Below are 14,429 nucleotides of genomic sequence, written 5' to 3'. Positions count from 1 at the left end.
TATAAAAAGCATTAATTTATCACTAGATCGCAAGATCGAACTTCAATTGTGGCTTCACTGGATCGTAATCGACCAGTTCAAAATCTTCTGGTTTGATATCAAAGAAACTGGTTCCATCTGCTACATTTAAAACTAAGTGTGGCTGACAATCTGAAGGCTCCCGACGGAGTAACTCTTCAGCCTGTTCAAATTGATTATCATAAATATGAAGGTTATTAATGAAGTAAAAGAACTTTCCGACCTTCCAGCCAAAGTGCTTGGCAATCATCATCTGAAGAGCTACATATTGCATGGCATTGATATGGTGGGCTACCAACATATCATTTGAACGCTGGGTCAGGGTCGCATCTAGATAGATCTCTTCATCAACCCGACGCACGTCAAACATGGTCTGAAAAGCACATGGTAAGAGTCCTTCTGTCTCCTCAAAAGCATCATAATCCCAGAGCGAGATGATGTTGCGGCGATTCCAAGGATTGGCTTCTAATTGTTTGAGGATCTTATTGGTAATGTCATGCTTTTTGACCACAGCACCATAGCGCTGACCGATGGTACGACTATCCCCTACTTCCCAATCATTCCAGTAGTGGACATTGTACTTGTCTTCTAACAGGTCTAAGCTATTCGACTGATCCTGGTAGATCCAGAGCATCTCTTTGATGGCTGATTTAATCGCGATGGGACGAAGGGTCGTGATAGGAAACTCGCCTTTTGAGAGGTCAAACTCCATAAAGGCTCCTGTGATGTACTTGGAGTTGGCCGTTCTACCATCCTTGTACTTAGGACGCGCCTGCTCTGACCAGACCCCTTCTTCCATGATTTTTCGAATGTTTTCTTTAAAAATTGTATCTGCTTTTGTCATATACTCTCCTTGAATCCAGTTTTGTCTTCATTATATCACAGGATACAGAAAAAAAGAAGATCCTAGCACGAGCCAGATCTCCTTTTCATCTTATTGTAATACAAGGGATGCAGCACCGATAACACCGGCGTCATTTCCCAAAGTAGCAAGCGCCAATTGAGTAGATTCACGTACTTGTGGGAATGAGTTTTCTTCAAAGACCTTGCGCACGCCATCCAAGAGGAAGTCTCCAGCCGCAGATACCCCACCACCGATAACGATCTTAGATGGGTTCAAGGTTGAACCAATATTGGCTGCAGCAAGTCCAAGGTAACGTGAGAAGTTCTTGTATACGATCAAAGCAAGAGCATCGCCTTCTTTTGCCAGGTCAAAGACCGTTTTAGCCGTTACTTCTTCTCCGTTGTCGATCAAGACTTTCAATTGAGAGTCCCCTTCGTACTCATCGGCATAACGACGAGTCAAGTTGACGATACCAGTTGCAGATGCAACCGTTTCAAGACAGCCTTTCTTACCACAGGTACATTGGATTGGATCATCAAAGTCAACAGTGATGTGACCAAGCTCACCAGCAGCTCCACGTACACCGTGCAAGAGACGACCTTCAGCGACGATACCACCGCCGACACCTGTACCAAGTGTCATGAAGACGACATCTGGTTGGTTTTCACCAGCCCCTTTCCAACGTTCACCCAAAGCAGCAACGTTGGCATCATTATCGATAAAGAATGGAATATGAAGGGCACTTTCGATCTTTTCTTTGACTGGTTGAAGGGTCTTCCAGTTCAAGTTGTAGGCACCGATAACTGTACCTTTTTCACGGTCAACGACACCAGGTGATCCCATTCCAATTCCTTGGAACTCAGAAGCATCAAGCCCAAGCATCTTCAAGCGATGTGCGATGGATTCGATCATATCTTCTACGATATGGCTACCTTCATCCAAGATATTTGTTTTAATAGACCATTTTTCTTGAACTTCCCCATCCAAAGTAAGGATGGCAAACTTAATTGAAGTTCCCCCTAGGTCAATCCCAATAATTTTTTTAGACATCTGTAACTCCTTTCAAACTTGTAAACACTTACAGATCTATTATATCAGACTTTTTATCAAACGCAAAGGTTTGCACGTAACTTTTCTTAACTTTTTAACAAGAGACTAAAGGATTGAAATCCTAAAATGAGGAAAATCAAGCCAATAATATTTAATAGAAAGACGCTAATCGAAAGCGGACTAACAATTAAGAATAAACCGATGAAGAGCTGTAGCAAGGCAAAGAAAATATAACGCTTAGACAGTTCTTCAACCTTCCTCGAGTAAAAATTGGCTTTTCGGAAGTTCATAATCGAACGATAGATGAGCCAGATTCCTAAGGTAACGGGAAAGACAATCGGCAAGGTCTTGTAGCCATACAGCAGTAAGTAGATCGCAAAAACCAAGGCGACCATACTATGAAAGAGCTGTTGCTGCTGAATGATACCAGCCTGACGCAATCGGTAATAGCGTGAAAAACGCGAAAGGGAGATTAAAAAGAAACCACAGGAAATCAACCAGCTAAACGAGCCGATGTGCTCAATCGGATTGATAAACAAGACGATACCGATAATAGTAAAAATAGTGGCTGAAATCCCAAGGGATATCCGGTTCAATTGATTCATAGGGCCTCCTTATTCATCTAATTCGCTCAGATATTCATAGCGATCGTACTTCTCAAGTAGTCGCTCATTTTCCTGATCCAATTCTTTTTGAAGGGCTGACAATTTGCCAAAGTCAGAGCCGTTTTCATTCATCTCCACTTCAATCTCTGCGATCCGATTTTCAATGGCTTCGATATCTGCTTCAATGCTCGCCCACTCTTGCTTCTCTATATAGCTCATGCGTTTCTTCTCTTCTTTTGGCTTGACAGATTTCTCTTTTTCAACCTTGTGACTGGCCGTTACTTGAGCTGCTTCAAAGGCTTTTTCATCTAGGTAATCCGTATAATTTCCAAAGAACTCACGAATGCCCCCATTTTCAAAAGCCAGGATCTTGCTTGCAACCTTGTCTAGGAAATAGCGGTCGTGGCTAACGGTAATGACGGGACCTCCAAAGTTTTGAAGGAAGTTTTCCAAAACCGTCAAGGTTGCGATATCCAAGTCATTGGTTGGCTCATCGAGGAGAAGCACATTGGGTTTTTCGATCAAGAGTTTTAAGAGAAAGAGCCGCTTCTTCTCCCCACCGGAGAGTTTTTCAATTAAGGTTCCGTGCATAGAACGTGGGAAGAGAAATTGCTCCAAGAGATCTGCTATTGAAGTCGTCCCAACGGTCGTCTTCACTTCTTCAGCAACTTCCTGGAGGAAATTAATCACGCGCTTACTCTCATCCAAACCATCAATCTGTTGAGAGAAATAAGCCACCCGCACAGTTTCCCCGATGATGACTTGCCCAGACTGTGGCTGTAGTCGCTCTGCGATCAAATTGAGTAGGGTGGACTTGCCGACGCCATTATCTCCAACGATCCCAATGCGATCCTTATTCTGCACCAAGAGGTTAAAATCCTGTAAAATCGGCTTGTTTTCAAAAGCAAAACTCACATCTTTAAACTCGATGACTTTCTTTCCGATCCGGCTGGTCTCAAAGTTCATCTCCAAATCCGTCTGGTTGCTTTGACCAGACAAGTCTTGTTTGAGATCATGGAATCGATTGATCCGCGCCTGTTGCTTGGTCGCACGCGCCTGGGGTTGACGCCGCATCCAGGTCAACTCCTGCTTATAGAGTTGCTGCTTCTTATGAAGAAGGGCTGCATCACGCTCGTCTTGCTCAGCCTTTAAGCGGACATAATCCTGGTAGTTGCCCTGATACTCGATCAAGCTAGCTCGATCCAACTCAAAGATCCGTGTCGAGATATTATCCAAGAAATAGCGATCGTGGGTAATGAAAAGCACCGTTTTCTTAGAGTTCTTTAAGAAATTGGTCAACCATTCGATGGTATCAATGTCTAGGTGGTTGGTCGGCTCATCTAGTAAGAGCAGATCGTGGTGAGATAGCAAAACCTGGGCCAGTTGCACTCGACGACGCAAGCCCCCAGATAGATCCCCAACTTTTGCGTTCAAATCTTCAATTCCAAGTTTAGAAAGGACTGTCTTGACCTGACTCTCGATTTCCCAAGCATTAAGCGAATCCATCTCCGCCATGACCTTTTCAAGACGGGCTTGGTTCTCTTCTCGGTATTCCGCCATCAAGTATTCATAATCGCGAATGAGCCGCATTTCACGCAAATCACTAGATAGCACCGTATCCAGAACCGTCTTTTGATCATCAAAGTCTGGTTCCTGCGTCAAGTAGCCAATCGTATAATCACTCTTGGCAGAAAAAGGACTCACATCTCCATCAAAGCCAGAGCGACCTGACAATACATCTAACAGAGTGGTTTTTCCGGTTCCATTGACCCCGATCAATCCGATCCGATCCAAGTCGTGAATGATAAAGGAAATCTCACGAAAGACAGTCTTATCTCCGACAGATTTGGTTAATTTATCGACAATAAAATCGCTCATTTTTCCTCCTCTTTTACTTGCTGGATATAGGCAATGATGGCTTCTTTTTCATTGGCCAGTTCCCCATCGACGATGGCATATTCTATTTTTGTCAACATCTCTCCTAAGGCTGGACCTGGTTGAAAACCATATTCTTTGATCAGGATACCGCCATTGACCACCACTTCATGCTTATCATGAATGGTTAAGCTATCATAAACGCGCTCGATGGCCAAATAATCCACACTCAAGGCATAGGCTTCCCGGAGCTCTTCAGCCACTAGCAACAAACGCTTCTCATACTTGTAGCAGGCACGCTTGTCTAGACTTCCATTTTCTCGGAGCTTAAGAATCTCCACGATCTGCTCCACCGTCTTGGCAAAGTCTCTAGAGGTCTTCCATTTCTTAAAGAATTTTGGAATATCTTGAATCTCTAGTGCTAAGACCAAAGCAGCCCAGGCTTGCTCAGAAGTTGAAAAGGTATACTCCAACTCTATGTCAAACAACCGCTCGATCGCTTCTTTACGATCCTTCATCTCTGGCAGATAGTGATAGGCTCCACTTGCTAGCATAGCCTCCAAGCCCTGTCTCCAGTATGGAGAAATCAAGAGCTTATCAAACTCGATGAAGGTGCGCTCTACGGAAATCTTCTCAAGTAATGGCGCACACTCCTTCATAGCGTCAAAAGTTGCCTCTTCTAATTCAAATCCAAGACTGGCTTGAAAACGAAAGCCTCGCATGATCCGGAGTGCATCTTCGTTAAACCGTTCATGAGGAAGACCAACCGCCCGAAGGACCTTGTTTTCTAAATCTTCTAGTCCATGAAAGAGGTCAACAATTTCTCCTTTTTCATTTAAGGCAAAGGCATTTACGGTGAAATCACGGCGCTTGAGGTCTTCTTCTAGTGAGCGTACAAAAGACACGGAGCTTGGACGGCGATAATCCACATAGACATCCTCCGTCCGGAAGGTCGTAATTTCATATTCTTTCCCATTTTCAAGGACCAAGACGGTCCCATGTTCGATACCGACATCTACTGTGCGATCAAAAATCGCCTTGGTCTCTTCTGGGTATGAGGAGGAAGCGATATCGACATCGTGAATTGGACGATCCAAGAGGGCATCTCGAACAGATCCCCCGACAAAATAGGCCTCAAAACCAGCTGCTTTAATCTTCTCTAATATTGGTAAAGCCTCCTGAAACTCAGAAGGCATCTTTTCTAATCTCATAGTAAGTGTTCCAAACCATAGACAAGCTCATGACGCTTGACAACTTCTTTAATCCCTAGATTTACTCCTGTCATGAAGGAAACACGATCATAGGAATCATGTCGGAGAGTCAAGCCTTCGCCTTGGCTACCAAAAATCACCTCTTGGTGAGCCACTAGGCCAGGCAATCGAACCGAATGGATGCGCATCCCTTCAAACTCTGCTCCTCTTGCTCCAGGCATCAACTCTTCTTCATCTGCTGCACCTTGCTGGATCTTCTCGCGCTTCTCAGAGATCAACTCAGCGGTCTTAATCGCTGTTCCACTCGGTGCATCTTTTTTCTTATCGTGGTGCAATTCGATAATTTCTACATTCGGGAAATACTTGGCTGCTTGCGCTGCAAATTGCATCAAGAGCACAGCTCCAATGGCAAAGTTCGGTGCGATCAAGCCACCCAAGCCCTTTTCACGTGAAAGGTCTGTCAATTCTTGGATCTGCTCGGGAGTGAATCCAGTCGTTCCTACAACAGGCGCAAAGCCATTCTCAATTGCAAAGCGAGTATTCTCATAAGCGACCTTGGGCATGGTAAAGTCGACCCAAACATCTGCCTCTAGACCCACAACATCTTCTTTGCGGTTAAAGACAGGGACTCCTGCAACTTCTGTCTCATCAGTAAATGGATCGATCAAGCCAGCTAATTCTAGCTCAGGATCTTCTGAAACCATCTTGTAAGCTGCTTGTCCCATTCTTCCCTTGAAACCTGCGATAATGACTTTAATGGACATAGAATTCTCCTTAAACGATAGGGATATACCCAACTGCTAAGCTATGGTCACCTAAGTGCGTCCCAATAACCCCTCCAAAAGTCGCAAAAGGAATGTCACCTTCCACTCCTTCTTCAATGAGTAGTTGGCGAAGTGCTTCTGCTTTTTCAGGGACATTGGCATGGATGACAAAGACTTGGTAATGACCATCTGCGATATCTGAGACAACAATCTCTACCAAGCGTTTCATGGCTTTATTTTCCGTCCGGACTTTCTCAAAGACCTCAATCACGCCTTCATCATTAAAATGAAGAATAGGCTTGATGCTCAAGAGGTTTCCAAGAATAGCAGCCCCATTTGACAGACGACCACCTTTAACCAAGTGGTTCAAATCATCTACCATGATATAGGCAGAAGTTCCATCAATCTGGTGTTGGACATTGGCAACAATCTCATCGAAAGAACGACCTTCACCAGCCCATTTCAAGCAGTCTTCTGCCATCATTCCTAATGGAGCACTGGTGATTTTTGAGTCCGGAAATTCAACGGTCAAGCCTTCAAATTCGTCCTTCAAATATTGGATATTTTGGTAGAAACCAGAAATACCAGATGATAAGAAAAGACCGATAGCATGCGTATAGCCCTTAGCTGTCAAACCAGATAAGACTTCTTCTAACTCTGCCACACTCGGCTGGCTAGTCTTTGGCAATTCCTTGGACGCAGCCATCTTTTGGTAGAACTCATCGTGTGTCAGGTTCTTCCCTTCAACATAAGACTCCCCATCGATATAGATCGGGATCTCTAAAATAAATAAGTCGTCGTGATGGAGCACGTCTTGCGGTAAATAGGCAGACGAATCCGTGATCACTGCTAATTTCATTGATTAAAACTCCAAATTAATACCCGGTAAATCGAGGGCAATTTCTGTGACTTCATAAGTCAAACGGTTGAGCATATTCAAGCAAGGGCGAGCCAATTCTTCCACTTCGTCTTTGCTGAATTCACTTGGTTCATTGACATAACGACCAAACAAGTGGTTGATTTGAGTGATGGTTCCGCTGATCACAAAACCGTCAAAAACGATCATGTAGCTCAAGATGACAATCAAAGAAGTCGTGTTTTGTTCTTGATCACGATTGATCAATTGAAAGTTTACATCTACTTTTGTTTCAGGGATGCCATTTTCTTTTTCCCACTCAAAATTACGAGCATCATAGTGGTATTGGCTGACAAATTCTTTTTCACGTTGAATATCCATTTTTATTCTCCTAAAAATATGCGATAGGCTTATTATATCATAATTCAGCTCAAGATACCAACGCCGAATGAGGTGATTTTTTCGCTAGTACAAGAAGAAAAGGCCAGGGAAGTTTGGCCTTTCATAAGACAGAGGATAACGAATTTTGCTCCACTAACACACAGCTTTATTAAGTCGATTATCTTTTTTAGTATAGTAATGTTAATAGAATTTATATTTCGTTCTCGTTTCTTATTTTCTAAATTTTATTTTCTTCTAACTTTCTATAGAAATTTTTATTCTCTTTAGAACGTAAGTCCAATACATCGTCAATGCGAGCATTATACAATTTACGATAGTTATCCAAATTTTCCTCAATTTCAAAAATGTAGGATTGTATTTCAACAGCATACTCCCCTCTACATGCATAAGAAACAGACTCTATTATATTCTCTGTGTCTCTGTCAAACCTATGATAATAGTAATCTAAATCAAACTCCAGACGTTCTAACTCACGTAGTTTATACATGTGGTCGTCTTCTATTTTCTGTAGTTCTTTTTTATCCATTACTAACTTTCTCAACTTTCTTATTCAGGATTTAATAGGACTTTTTAGATCAGGCTTTTTCATTGTCTGAGTCAAATAGGTCTCTGTAGCTTCTGCTGCCTTCCCTTCAAATCCTCCCTTAATATTATTTACAAAAGTCTTAGACGTATACTCCTGCATCTCAGAAGCTATGTCATCTAATTTCTTTGATAACTCTACTCCTTTAGCTATAATCAGGAGTGTCTTAACTGCTATAATAGCACGAATCGCCTGGCGTTCCTGTTCTTTCATCCTTTCTCTATATTCTCTTTCTAGACTCTCTTTTGTTAGCAAAGAATCATCCAGCATCAACATTTTTACTCCTCCATTTATTTTTTACATCTGCTAGTAAACTATTAAAATCCTCAGCTTGTTGTGTATCCACAACTTCAAATGTACCACTAGCTCTCACCAAAGTTGTACCCAATTGCTCAATTTGCGTTAGAAAAGCTCCAGCTGCTTTTTCCGTTTTACCCTCAATTCCTTCATCCCAAAAACGTGAGATATTGAAATCAGAGAGCAAAGCTGTGACTTCTGAGCTCGTTAAATAAGTGGCTAACCCTATCGCTTCCGAGTTTGTATTATTTAAAATGGTTTGAATTTCTTCTTTAGCATTTGAAAGGTAACTCTTTACATTCTCAACCTTATCTTCTGTCTCAAAAATAGCTAACTGTGAGGATGTCTGAAGTAAACGAGCTCGAATCAAAATTCTTTCCTCACCTGTCAAATTTCCACTTCTCAGTTGTTCCTGATATCTAGGAATAGCTTCACGATCCCATTTAATAGATTCTAAACGTGCTTCCCTAACGATTTCTCCATACTGCTTTTTAAAATTCTCATAGACTGAAATTCCAAGAGGGAGCCTGATGCTAATGTCACCTGTAACAATTGAACTGAAAATATTTAAAGCTACATTTCCTTTAATTCCTAACTTTTTTGCAGCATCTAATGATGATGCAATCAAACGAGCAAACTTTTCACCAGCCCTAAGCAACTCCGGATGAAAATCTTCTGAAGCTGTTAAGAAATTCCCTTTTCCATCCGGTTGATAAACACCAAAATCATGAGAACTTTCTGCATCAAAACTTTCAGTATAATAAAGGGGGACAATGATATTGACTTTGCCAACAGGCTTTTTAAGAGGCTCCTTCCCATCACCAGGTAATTTAGTAATAGTATGTTCTCGATTAAGCATACTTACCATATCAAAGGGATTGACATAGTATTCTACTTTATCACTGATTAATTTGATCTTTTCATCACTAAGGCCCATTTTCTTTAAACTCTTTGTCGTATCTGGACCATCAAGCAAAACTACTTTGCCAATTTTTTTCAACTCTTGATTACTTAGATCAGCTATACCTTGGACAGAGACCATAGTCCCAAGTGAGTGAGCGGCAAGATCCATTTGAGCATTCGGAGCTTTTTTGCTCATTTCAGCTATTTTTTCTTTCAATCCTTTTGTAGCCAACTTCGCTTGTGGTATATGACTATCATTAATCGCAAACTGAGCGTCGTTATCGACCCAGTCGTTCCAAGTAGACAATCTCATTCCATCGCTTCCCCGAATGGCCATATAGGTTTTCTTAGTATCTTTACCTAAGGTTGGAGTATCTGTTAAATAATAGGCATTAAACCCTGCTTTCTCATCAGTTAAAAGACCCTTTTGATACTGATTGATGGTATATGTTTCTTTATGATATCCACCATTAGGGTTTGGGACCTGAAGATCCAACATCTCGTCTACAGTATGCAAACCAGGATCTGGTTGCAAATAGACTTTTCCACCATTAGGAAGATTTTTACCTCCGGTGGTGATTTCCCATTCTTTTTTATCATCGTTATAAAATTTATTATCACGTGAAAAATCATATTCCAACGCTTTCCCTGAATCTAATACTTTTATTTCCTCTTTAGTCAATCTTTCATAAGCAAAAAGATTCGGACGTCCTCGATAAGCTGACTGAGCTAAATTTGAGTAAAAATTATCAAAAGTTCTTAAATTACTATTAGTCAAGCAGTTCACCTCCAATACGTAAAGGGCTACCCATTCCGATATAATCAATTAAAATTTTTTTATCCTTAAATTTAATAATCGCACTCCAGCTTGAGTTTGATATATTATTAAATCCTCCATAGACCTGAACAATTTCGCCACCTCCTTGTGGAGTACCATTTCCTATCTCATCCCATTTTGTCTCTTCCCAATCAATTTGAACTGATTCGATCTTTGGGTTTTGAGATTTTACAAAATTTTCGATTTTGTATTCGTGTTTCTGTAAATAAGCCAATTGCTTCTCTTTCGTGCTAAGTTGCTTGCTTTGTTGAGTACCATTTGAAAAGATATTTTGTTTCTGAATAGACATAATTGTACCTCCCACTAACACAGAAGTTATTGCAAAAAAAATGACAAGTTTTCTTTTTTTCATTATCTCGCCTCCTTGATAAAGAAAAGTTATTGCAATTATATCGAAATCTATAGAGATAAGCAACTTCATCACTAGTTGGTGTTTTTGCGCAAAAAAAGGTTGGGCATTCCCAACCTTTTAATCATATTTAGTTTTTAGGTTTGCGAAGCAATCCGAACAAGATACCACTTACGACTGCACCGATCAATACGAACAAGATGTATAGAAGTGGATTTGATGTAAGAGCGATAACGAAGATTCCTCCGTGAGGAGCCATGAGTTTCAAGCCTGCAAGACCAACAAGAGCACCTGTCAATGCTGAACCTGCAATGAAGCTAGGGATGGCACGAGCTGGGTCAGCTGCACCGAATGGAATGGCACCTTCTGTGATGAAGGAAAGACCCATAACAATGTTAGTCAAACCTGAATCGCGTTCTTCTTGTGTGAATTTATCTTTAAACAATACAGTTGCTACGAATACTGCCAATGGAGGAACCATACCAGCTGCCATAACAGCTGCCATAACAATAGAACCACCTGAAGCAACGGATTCAGCAAGTGTACCTGTAGCAAAGACATAAGCGGCTTTGTTAACTGGTCCACCCATATCGACAGCCATCATACCACCGACAAGAAGACCAAGAAGGACTGCTGAGCTACCTGACAAGCTTGAAAGGAAGTTGTTAAGACCAGTATTGATAGCAGCCATTGGAATATTGATGAGGAACATCAAGAATCCTGTCAAACCAACACCAAGCAATGGCAAGAGAAGGATTGAACGGATACCATCAAGAGAACGTGGAAGACCTGCAAGGGCTTTGCGAAGTAAGAGAACAATTCCACCTGCAAGGAAACCACCTACCAAAGCTCCAAGGAAACCTGATGATACGGCTGCTGGTAATTCACCTTTAGCAGCACCGTAGGCGATATTTCCAAATGCTGATCCTGAGCTAGCAATAGATCCTGCGATAAATCCTGCTACAAAACCAGGTTTTTCAGCGATTGAGAATCCAATATAACCTGCAAGTACAGGAAGCATGAAGCCAAAGGCTACTCCACCAATTGTTTTAAATTGTGCTGCTAATACATGATAAGAACCAAGACTAGACAATTGATCTTGAGGCACACCCATAACTTGATCAATCAAGAAGGCAAGGGCGATCAAGATACCACCACCGATAACGAATGGAAGCATTTGAGAAACCCCACTCATCAAGTGTTTGTAGAAGGCTCCACCCAAGCTCAATTTTTCTTGGCTAGCGCTAGCTTGTGCAGCATTTTCAGCGTGGAAGACATCTGCTTTGCCATCCAAGATGGTTTGGATCAAGTCTTCTGTCTGACGGATACCGGCTGCGACTGGTTTAGAGATCAATTTTTTGCCATCGAAACGAGCGGTTTCAACTGCTTTATCTGCTGCAATGATGACCCCTTCAGCTTTTGCGATTTCTTCAGCTGTCAAGCGGTTGCCGACACCAGATGCCCCGTTGGTTTCAACGCGGACTGTAACACCCATTTCTTCCCCTTTTTTGATGAGGGCTTCTTCTGCCATATAAGTGTGGGCGATACCTGTTGTACATGCTGTAACGGCAACGATGAGAGGTTTGTCAGACGAAGCTGCTTCTTTGACTGCTTCTGCTTTTTTCGCTTCTTCAGCTGCAGCTTCTTGCTCTTCTGCATCAAAGGCTGCGATCACTTGATCAGGAGTGCTTGCTTGGCGAAGTTTGTCCGCAAATCCTGGTTTCATCAAGTACTTAGACAATTCAGCAAGGGCTGCCAAGTGAGTGTCATTTGCCCCTTCTGGAGCTGCGATCATGAAAAACAAGTCTGTTGGTTGGCCATCAAGCGAAGCATAGTCCACACCCTTGTTTGATTTTGCAAACAAGACCGTTGCTTCTTTGACTGCTTCATTTTTGCTGTGGGGCATAGCAATTCCGTCACCCAAACCAGTTGAAGTTTGTGCTTCACGGTTCATGATTCCAGCCTTGAAGGTGTCAAAATCTGTCACCACACCATTATCAACGAGCGATTGAATCATCTCATTGATCACGCCCTCTTTATCTGTTGCTTGAAGGTCAAACAACATCACGTTTTTATTTAAAACGTCTTGAATTTTCATAGTTTTTCTACCTCTACTTTTTCATAAGTTTCTTTTATATAGTCAGCTGTTGCCAAATCATCCGAGAAGGTGGTCGCTGTTCCACAAGCCACGCCCCATTTGAAGGCTTCGATGACATCTCCTGTTGTTGCGAGCTTTCCAGTGAAGCCTGCTACCATGGAATCTCCAGCCCCGACAGAGTTCTTTACTTGACCCTTGATTGGTTTTGCGAAGTAAGTTCCGCTTGGACTGACTAGGAGAGCACCATCACCCGCCATAGAAATAATGACGTTTTGTGCTCCTTTGGCCAAAATTTCTTTGGCATAGCGTTCAATTTCTGGCAATTCCGTCAAGGTAACGCCAAAAATATCTCCCAACTCATGGTTGTTTGGTTTGACCAATTGGGGATTGAACTCCAAGGAACCAATCAAGGTTTGCCCTTCAAAATCACAAACCACTTGTGCACCTGTCGCACGAGTAGCTGCGATCAATTGTTTGTATACGGCATTCCCAAGTGAAGATGGGGCAGACCCTGCAAAGACTACTACATCATCTGCTGTTAAGCTCGATAAGATATTGAGCAATTCTTGCAACTGAGTATCTGTTACTTCTGGGCCATTCCCATTGATCTCTGTTTCCTCATCAGCTTTGATCTTGACATTGATCCGTGTATCTTGGTCCACTGTCACAAAGTTGGTTGAAATGGCTTCGCTAATCAGTACGTCTTCAATGAAGCGTCCTGTGAAACCACCGATAAATCCAGTCGCTGTGTTCTCGATATCGAGACGCTTCAAAACACGACTGACATTGATTCCCTTACCACCGGCGAATTTATCTTCTGAAGCCATCCGATTGACCGCTCCGGTCTCTACATGATCGAGACGGACAATATAGTCAATTGCTGGATTCAGTGTAACTGTATAAATCAAACCTCTATAACCTCCGTTTTTTCTTTTAAAACCTTTAATCGTTGCGGTTCACATTGATTGGTGATAATCATGGCTCGCTTGATAGGAGCCACTTTGACAAAGGATGTCACCCCAATTTTCGAATCATCCGCTAGGATATAGGTCTTTTTCGCATTTTCGATAATCGCACGCTTAACAGATCCTTCTTCCAGGTCTGGAGTGCTGTAAAATTCATCATCGATTCCATTCATTCCAAGAAAGGCCTTGTCAAAATTCAACTGACCGATCTGATTGAGCGCGATTCCTCCGATACTAGCATCTGTAGAAGATTTTACCTTCCCACCGATGATGACTGTTGGAACATTTCGCTCGACCAACTTGGTCGCATGGTGAATCGAGTTGGTCACCACGGTTACCGTTGGATTGACAATTTCTTGTACCAAAAGTTCATTGGTCGTCCCGGCATCGATAAAGATCACGTCATGATCTTTGATCAATTCCGCCGCTTTTACCGCGATTTTTGACTTAACTTGAATGTTTTTGATAGATTTTTCTTTATTGCTTTCTTCCTCTTGAAGAAAATGCAGGCTTTCCGCACCGCCGTGAACCCGGCGAAGTTTACTTTCAGCTTCTAATTCATCCAAGTCACGTCGAACCGTTGATTCAGACGTCCCCAGCTCTTGTACAAGGGTTTCTAAGGAAACAAACTTTTCCTTCAATACCTTCTCGAGGATGAATTGTTTTCGTTCAGACTTAAGCATTTCTCCTCCTTTTGCAATCGATTACAAGGACTATTATACTCCATCTCCAAAAAATGTCAACACTTTTTATCATTTTCTATCATTTTCT

At 42.1% G+C, this 14,429-nt stretch carries 15 protein-coding genes; all 15 read right to left on the bottom strand.

Annotation, left to right across the window (positions count from 1 at the left end):
- Positions 1-22: 22 nt before the first annotated feature.
- Entirely contained in the window at positions 23-862 is an 840-nt protein-coding gene (locus tag SM121_RS06590; RefSeq protein WP_003001599.1) for a thymidylate synthase, read from the bottom strand.
- A gap of 90 nt (positions 863-952) precedes the next feature.
- Positions 953-1,912 (bottom strand): ROK family glucokinase, encoded by a 960-nt coding sequence (locus SM121_RS06585; protein WP_003001791.1) that lies wholly within the window; start codon positions 1,910-1,912, stop codon positions 953-955.
- An 86-nt stretch (positions 1,913-1,998) separates the two neighbouring features.
- On the bottom strand, positions 1,999-2,517 hold the full coding sequence (locus tag SM121_RS06580; protein WP_003001684.1) for a hypothetical protein: 519 nt from the start codon (positions 2,515-2,517) through the stop codon (positions 1,999-2,001).
- A 9-nt stretch (positions 2,518-2,526) separates the two neighbouring features.
- On the bottom strand, positions 2,527-4,395 hold the full coding sequence (locus SM121_RS06575) for an ABC-F family ATP-binding cassette domain-containing protein (RefSeq protein ID WP_003001799.1): 1,869 nt from the start codon (positions 4,393-4,395) through the stop codon (positions 2,527-2,529).
- Positions 4,392-5,603, bottom strand: coding sequence for a CCA tRNA nucleotidyltransferase (locus tag SM121_RS06570; protein ID WP_320910687.1), 1,212 nt, complete (start codon positions 5,601-5,603; stop codon positions 4,392-4,394). Before SM121_RS06570 ends, SM121_RS06575 begins: the two co-directional genes overlap by 4 nt.
- Positions 5,600-6,367: a 4-hydroxy-tetrahydrodipicolinate reductase gene (dapB, locus tag SM121_RS06565; protein WP_045759494.1), complete on the bottom strand. Its 768-nt coding sequence runs from the start codon at positions 6,365-6,367 to the stop codon at positions 5,600-5,602. The genes SM121_RS06570 and dapB overlap by 4 nt, the downstream gene beginning before the upstream one ends.
- A 10-nt stretch (positions 6,368-6,377) precedes the next feature.
- A complete protein-coding gene (locus tag SM121_RS06560) occupies positions 6,378-7,226 on the bottom strand; it encodes a DegV family protein (protein WP_320910686.1) in 849 nt (282 codons plus the stop codon).
- A 3-nt stretch (positions 7,227-7,229) separates the two neighbouring features.
- Positions 7,230-7,604 (bottom strand): DUF1149 family protein, encoded by a 375-nt coding sequence (locus tag SM121_RS06555; protein ID WP_003001888.1) that lies wholly within the window; start codon positions 7,602-7,604, stop codon positions 7,230-7,232.
- 238 nt (positions 7,605-7,842) lie between these two features.
- On the bottom strand, positions 7,843-8,151 hold the full coding sequence (locus SM121_RS06550; protein WP_151378849.1) for a hypothetical protein: 309 nt from the start codon (positions 8,149-8,151) through the stop codon (positions 7,843-7,845).
- A gap of 24 nt (positions 8,152-8,175) precedes the next feature.
- A complete protein-coding gene (locus SM121_RS06545; RefSeq protein WP_049514126.1) occupies positions 8,176-8,484 on the bottom strand; it encodes a hypothetical protein in 309 nt (102 codons plus the stop codon).
- Entirely contained in the window at positions 8,468-10,186 is a 1,719-nt protein-coding gene (locus SM121_RS06540; RefSeq protein ID WP_151378848.1) for an Mbeg1-like protein, read from the bottom strand. The genes SM121_RS06545 and SM121_RS06540 overlap by 17 nt, the downstream gene beginning before the upstream one ends.
- A complete protein-coding gene (locus SM121_RS06535) occupies positions 10,179-10,598 on the bottom strand; it encodes a hypothetical protein (RefSeq protein WP_151378847.1) in 420 nt (139 codons plus the stop codon). The genes SM121_RS06540 and SM121_RS06535 overlap by 8 nt, the downstream gene beginning before the upstream one ends.
- Before the next feature lie 127 nt (positions 10,599-10,725).
- Positions 10,726-12,693, bottom strand: a complete 1,968-nt coding sequence (locus SM121_RS06530; protein ID WP_320910685.1) for a PTS fructose transporter subunit IIABC — start codon at positions 12,691-12,693, stop codon at positions 10,726-10,728.
- A complete protein-coding gene (gene pfkB, locus SM121_RS06525; RefSeq protein WP_320910684.1) occupies positions 12,690-13,601 on the bottom strand; it encodes a 1-phosphofructokinase in 912 nt (303 codons plus the stop codon). The genes SM121_RS06530 and pfkB overlap by 4 nt, the downstream gene beginning before the upstream one ends.
- Positions 13,598-14,341, bottom strand: a complete 744-nt coding sequence (locus SM121_RS06520; RefSeq protein WP_003001800.1) for a DeoR/GlpR family DNA-binding transcription regulator — start codon at positions 14,339-14,341, stop codon at positions 13,598-13,600. Before SM121_RS06520 ends, pfkB begins: the two co-directional genes overlap by 4 nt.
- Between the last annotated feature and the right edge of the window lie 88 nt (positions 14,342-14,429).

The sequence above is a fragment of the Streptococcus sp. S1 genome, from assembly GCF_034137685.1.
GTDB lineage: Bacteria > Bacillota > Bacilli > Lactobacillales > Streptococcaceae > Streptococcus > Streptococcus dentalis.
Note: the sequence above shows the minus strand (reverse complement) of the source record. Positions and strands in the feature narration are given on the sequence as shown.

Coding starts and splice junctions, on each gene's coding strand:
- SM121_RS06590 (WP_003001599.1), bottom strand. CDS start 862: ATGACAAAAGCAGATACAATTTTTAAAGAAAACATTCGAAAAATCATG.
- SM121_RS06585 (WP_003001791.1), bottom strand. CDS start 1,912: ATGTCTAAAAAAATTATTGGGATTGACCTAGGGGGAACTTCAATTAAG.
- SM121_RS06580 (WP_003001684.1), bottom strand. CDS start 2,517: ATGAATCAATTGAACCGGATATCCCTTGGGATTTCAGCCACTATTTTT.
- SM121_RS06575 (WP_003001799.1), bottom strand. CDS start 4,395: ATGAGCGATTTTATTGTCGATAAATTAACCAAATCTGTCGGAGATAAG.
- SM121_RS06570 (WP_320910687.1), bottom strand. CDS start 5,603: ATGAGATTAGAAAAGATGCCTTCTGAGTTTCAGGAGGCTTTACCAATA.
- dapB (WP_045759494.1), bottom strand. CDS start 6,367: ATGTCCATTAAAGTCATTATCGCAGGTTTCAAGGGAAGAATGGGACAA.
- SM121_RS06560 (WP_320910686.1), bottom strand. CDS start 7,226: ATGAAATTAGCAGTGATCACGGATTCGTCTGCCTATTTACCGCAAGAC.
- SM121_RS06555 (WP_003001888.1), bottom strand. CDS start 7,604: ATGGATATTCAACGTGAAAAAGAATTTGTCAGCCAATACCACTATGAT.
- SM121_RS06550 (WP_151378849.1), bottom strand. CDS start 8,151: ATGGATAAAAAAGAACTACAGAAAATAGAAGACGACCACATGTATAAA.
- SM121_RS06545 (WP_049514126.1), bottom strand. CDS start 8,484: ATGTTGATGCTGGATGATTCTTTGCTAACAAAAGAGAGTCTAGAAAGA.
- SM121_RS06535 (WP_151378847.1), bottom strand. CDS start 10,598: ATGAAAAAAAGAAAACTTGTCATTTTTTTTGCAATAACTTCTGTGTTA.
- SM121_RS06530 (WP_320910685.1), bottom strand. CDS start 12,693: ATGAAAATTCAAGACGTTTTAAATAAAAACGTGATGTTGTTTGACCTT.
- SM121_RS06520 (WP_003001800.1), bottom strand. CDS start 14,341: ATGCTTAAGTCTGAACGAAAACAATTCATCCTCGAGAAGGTATTGAAG.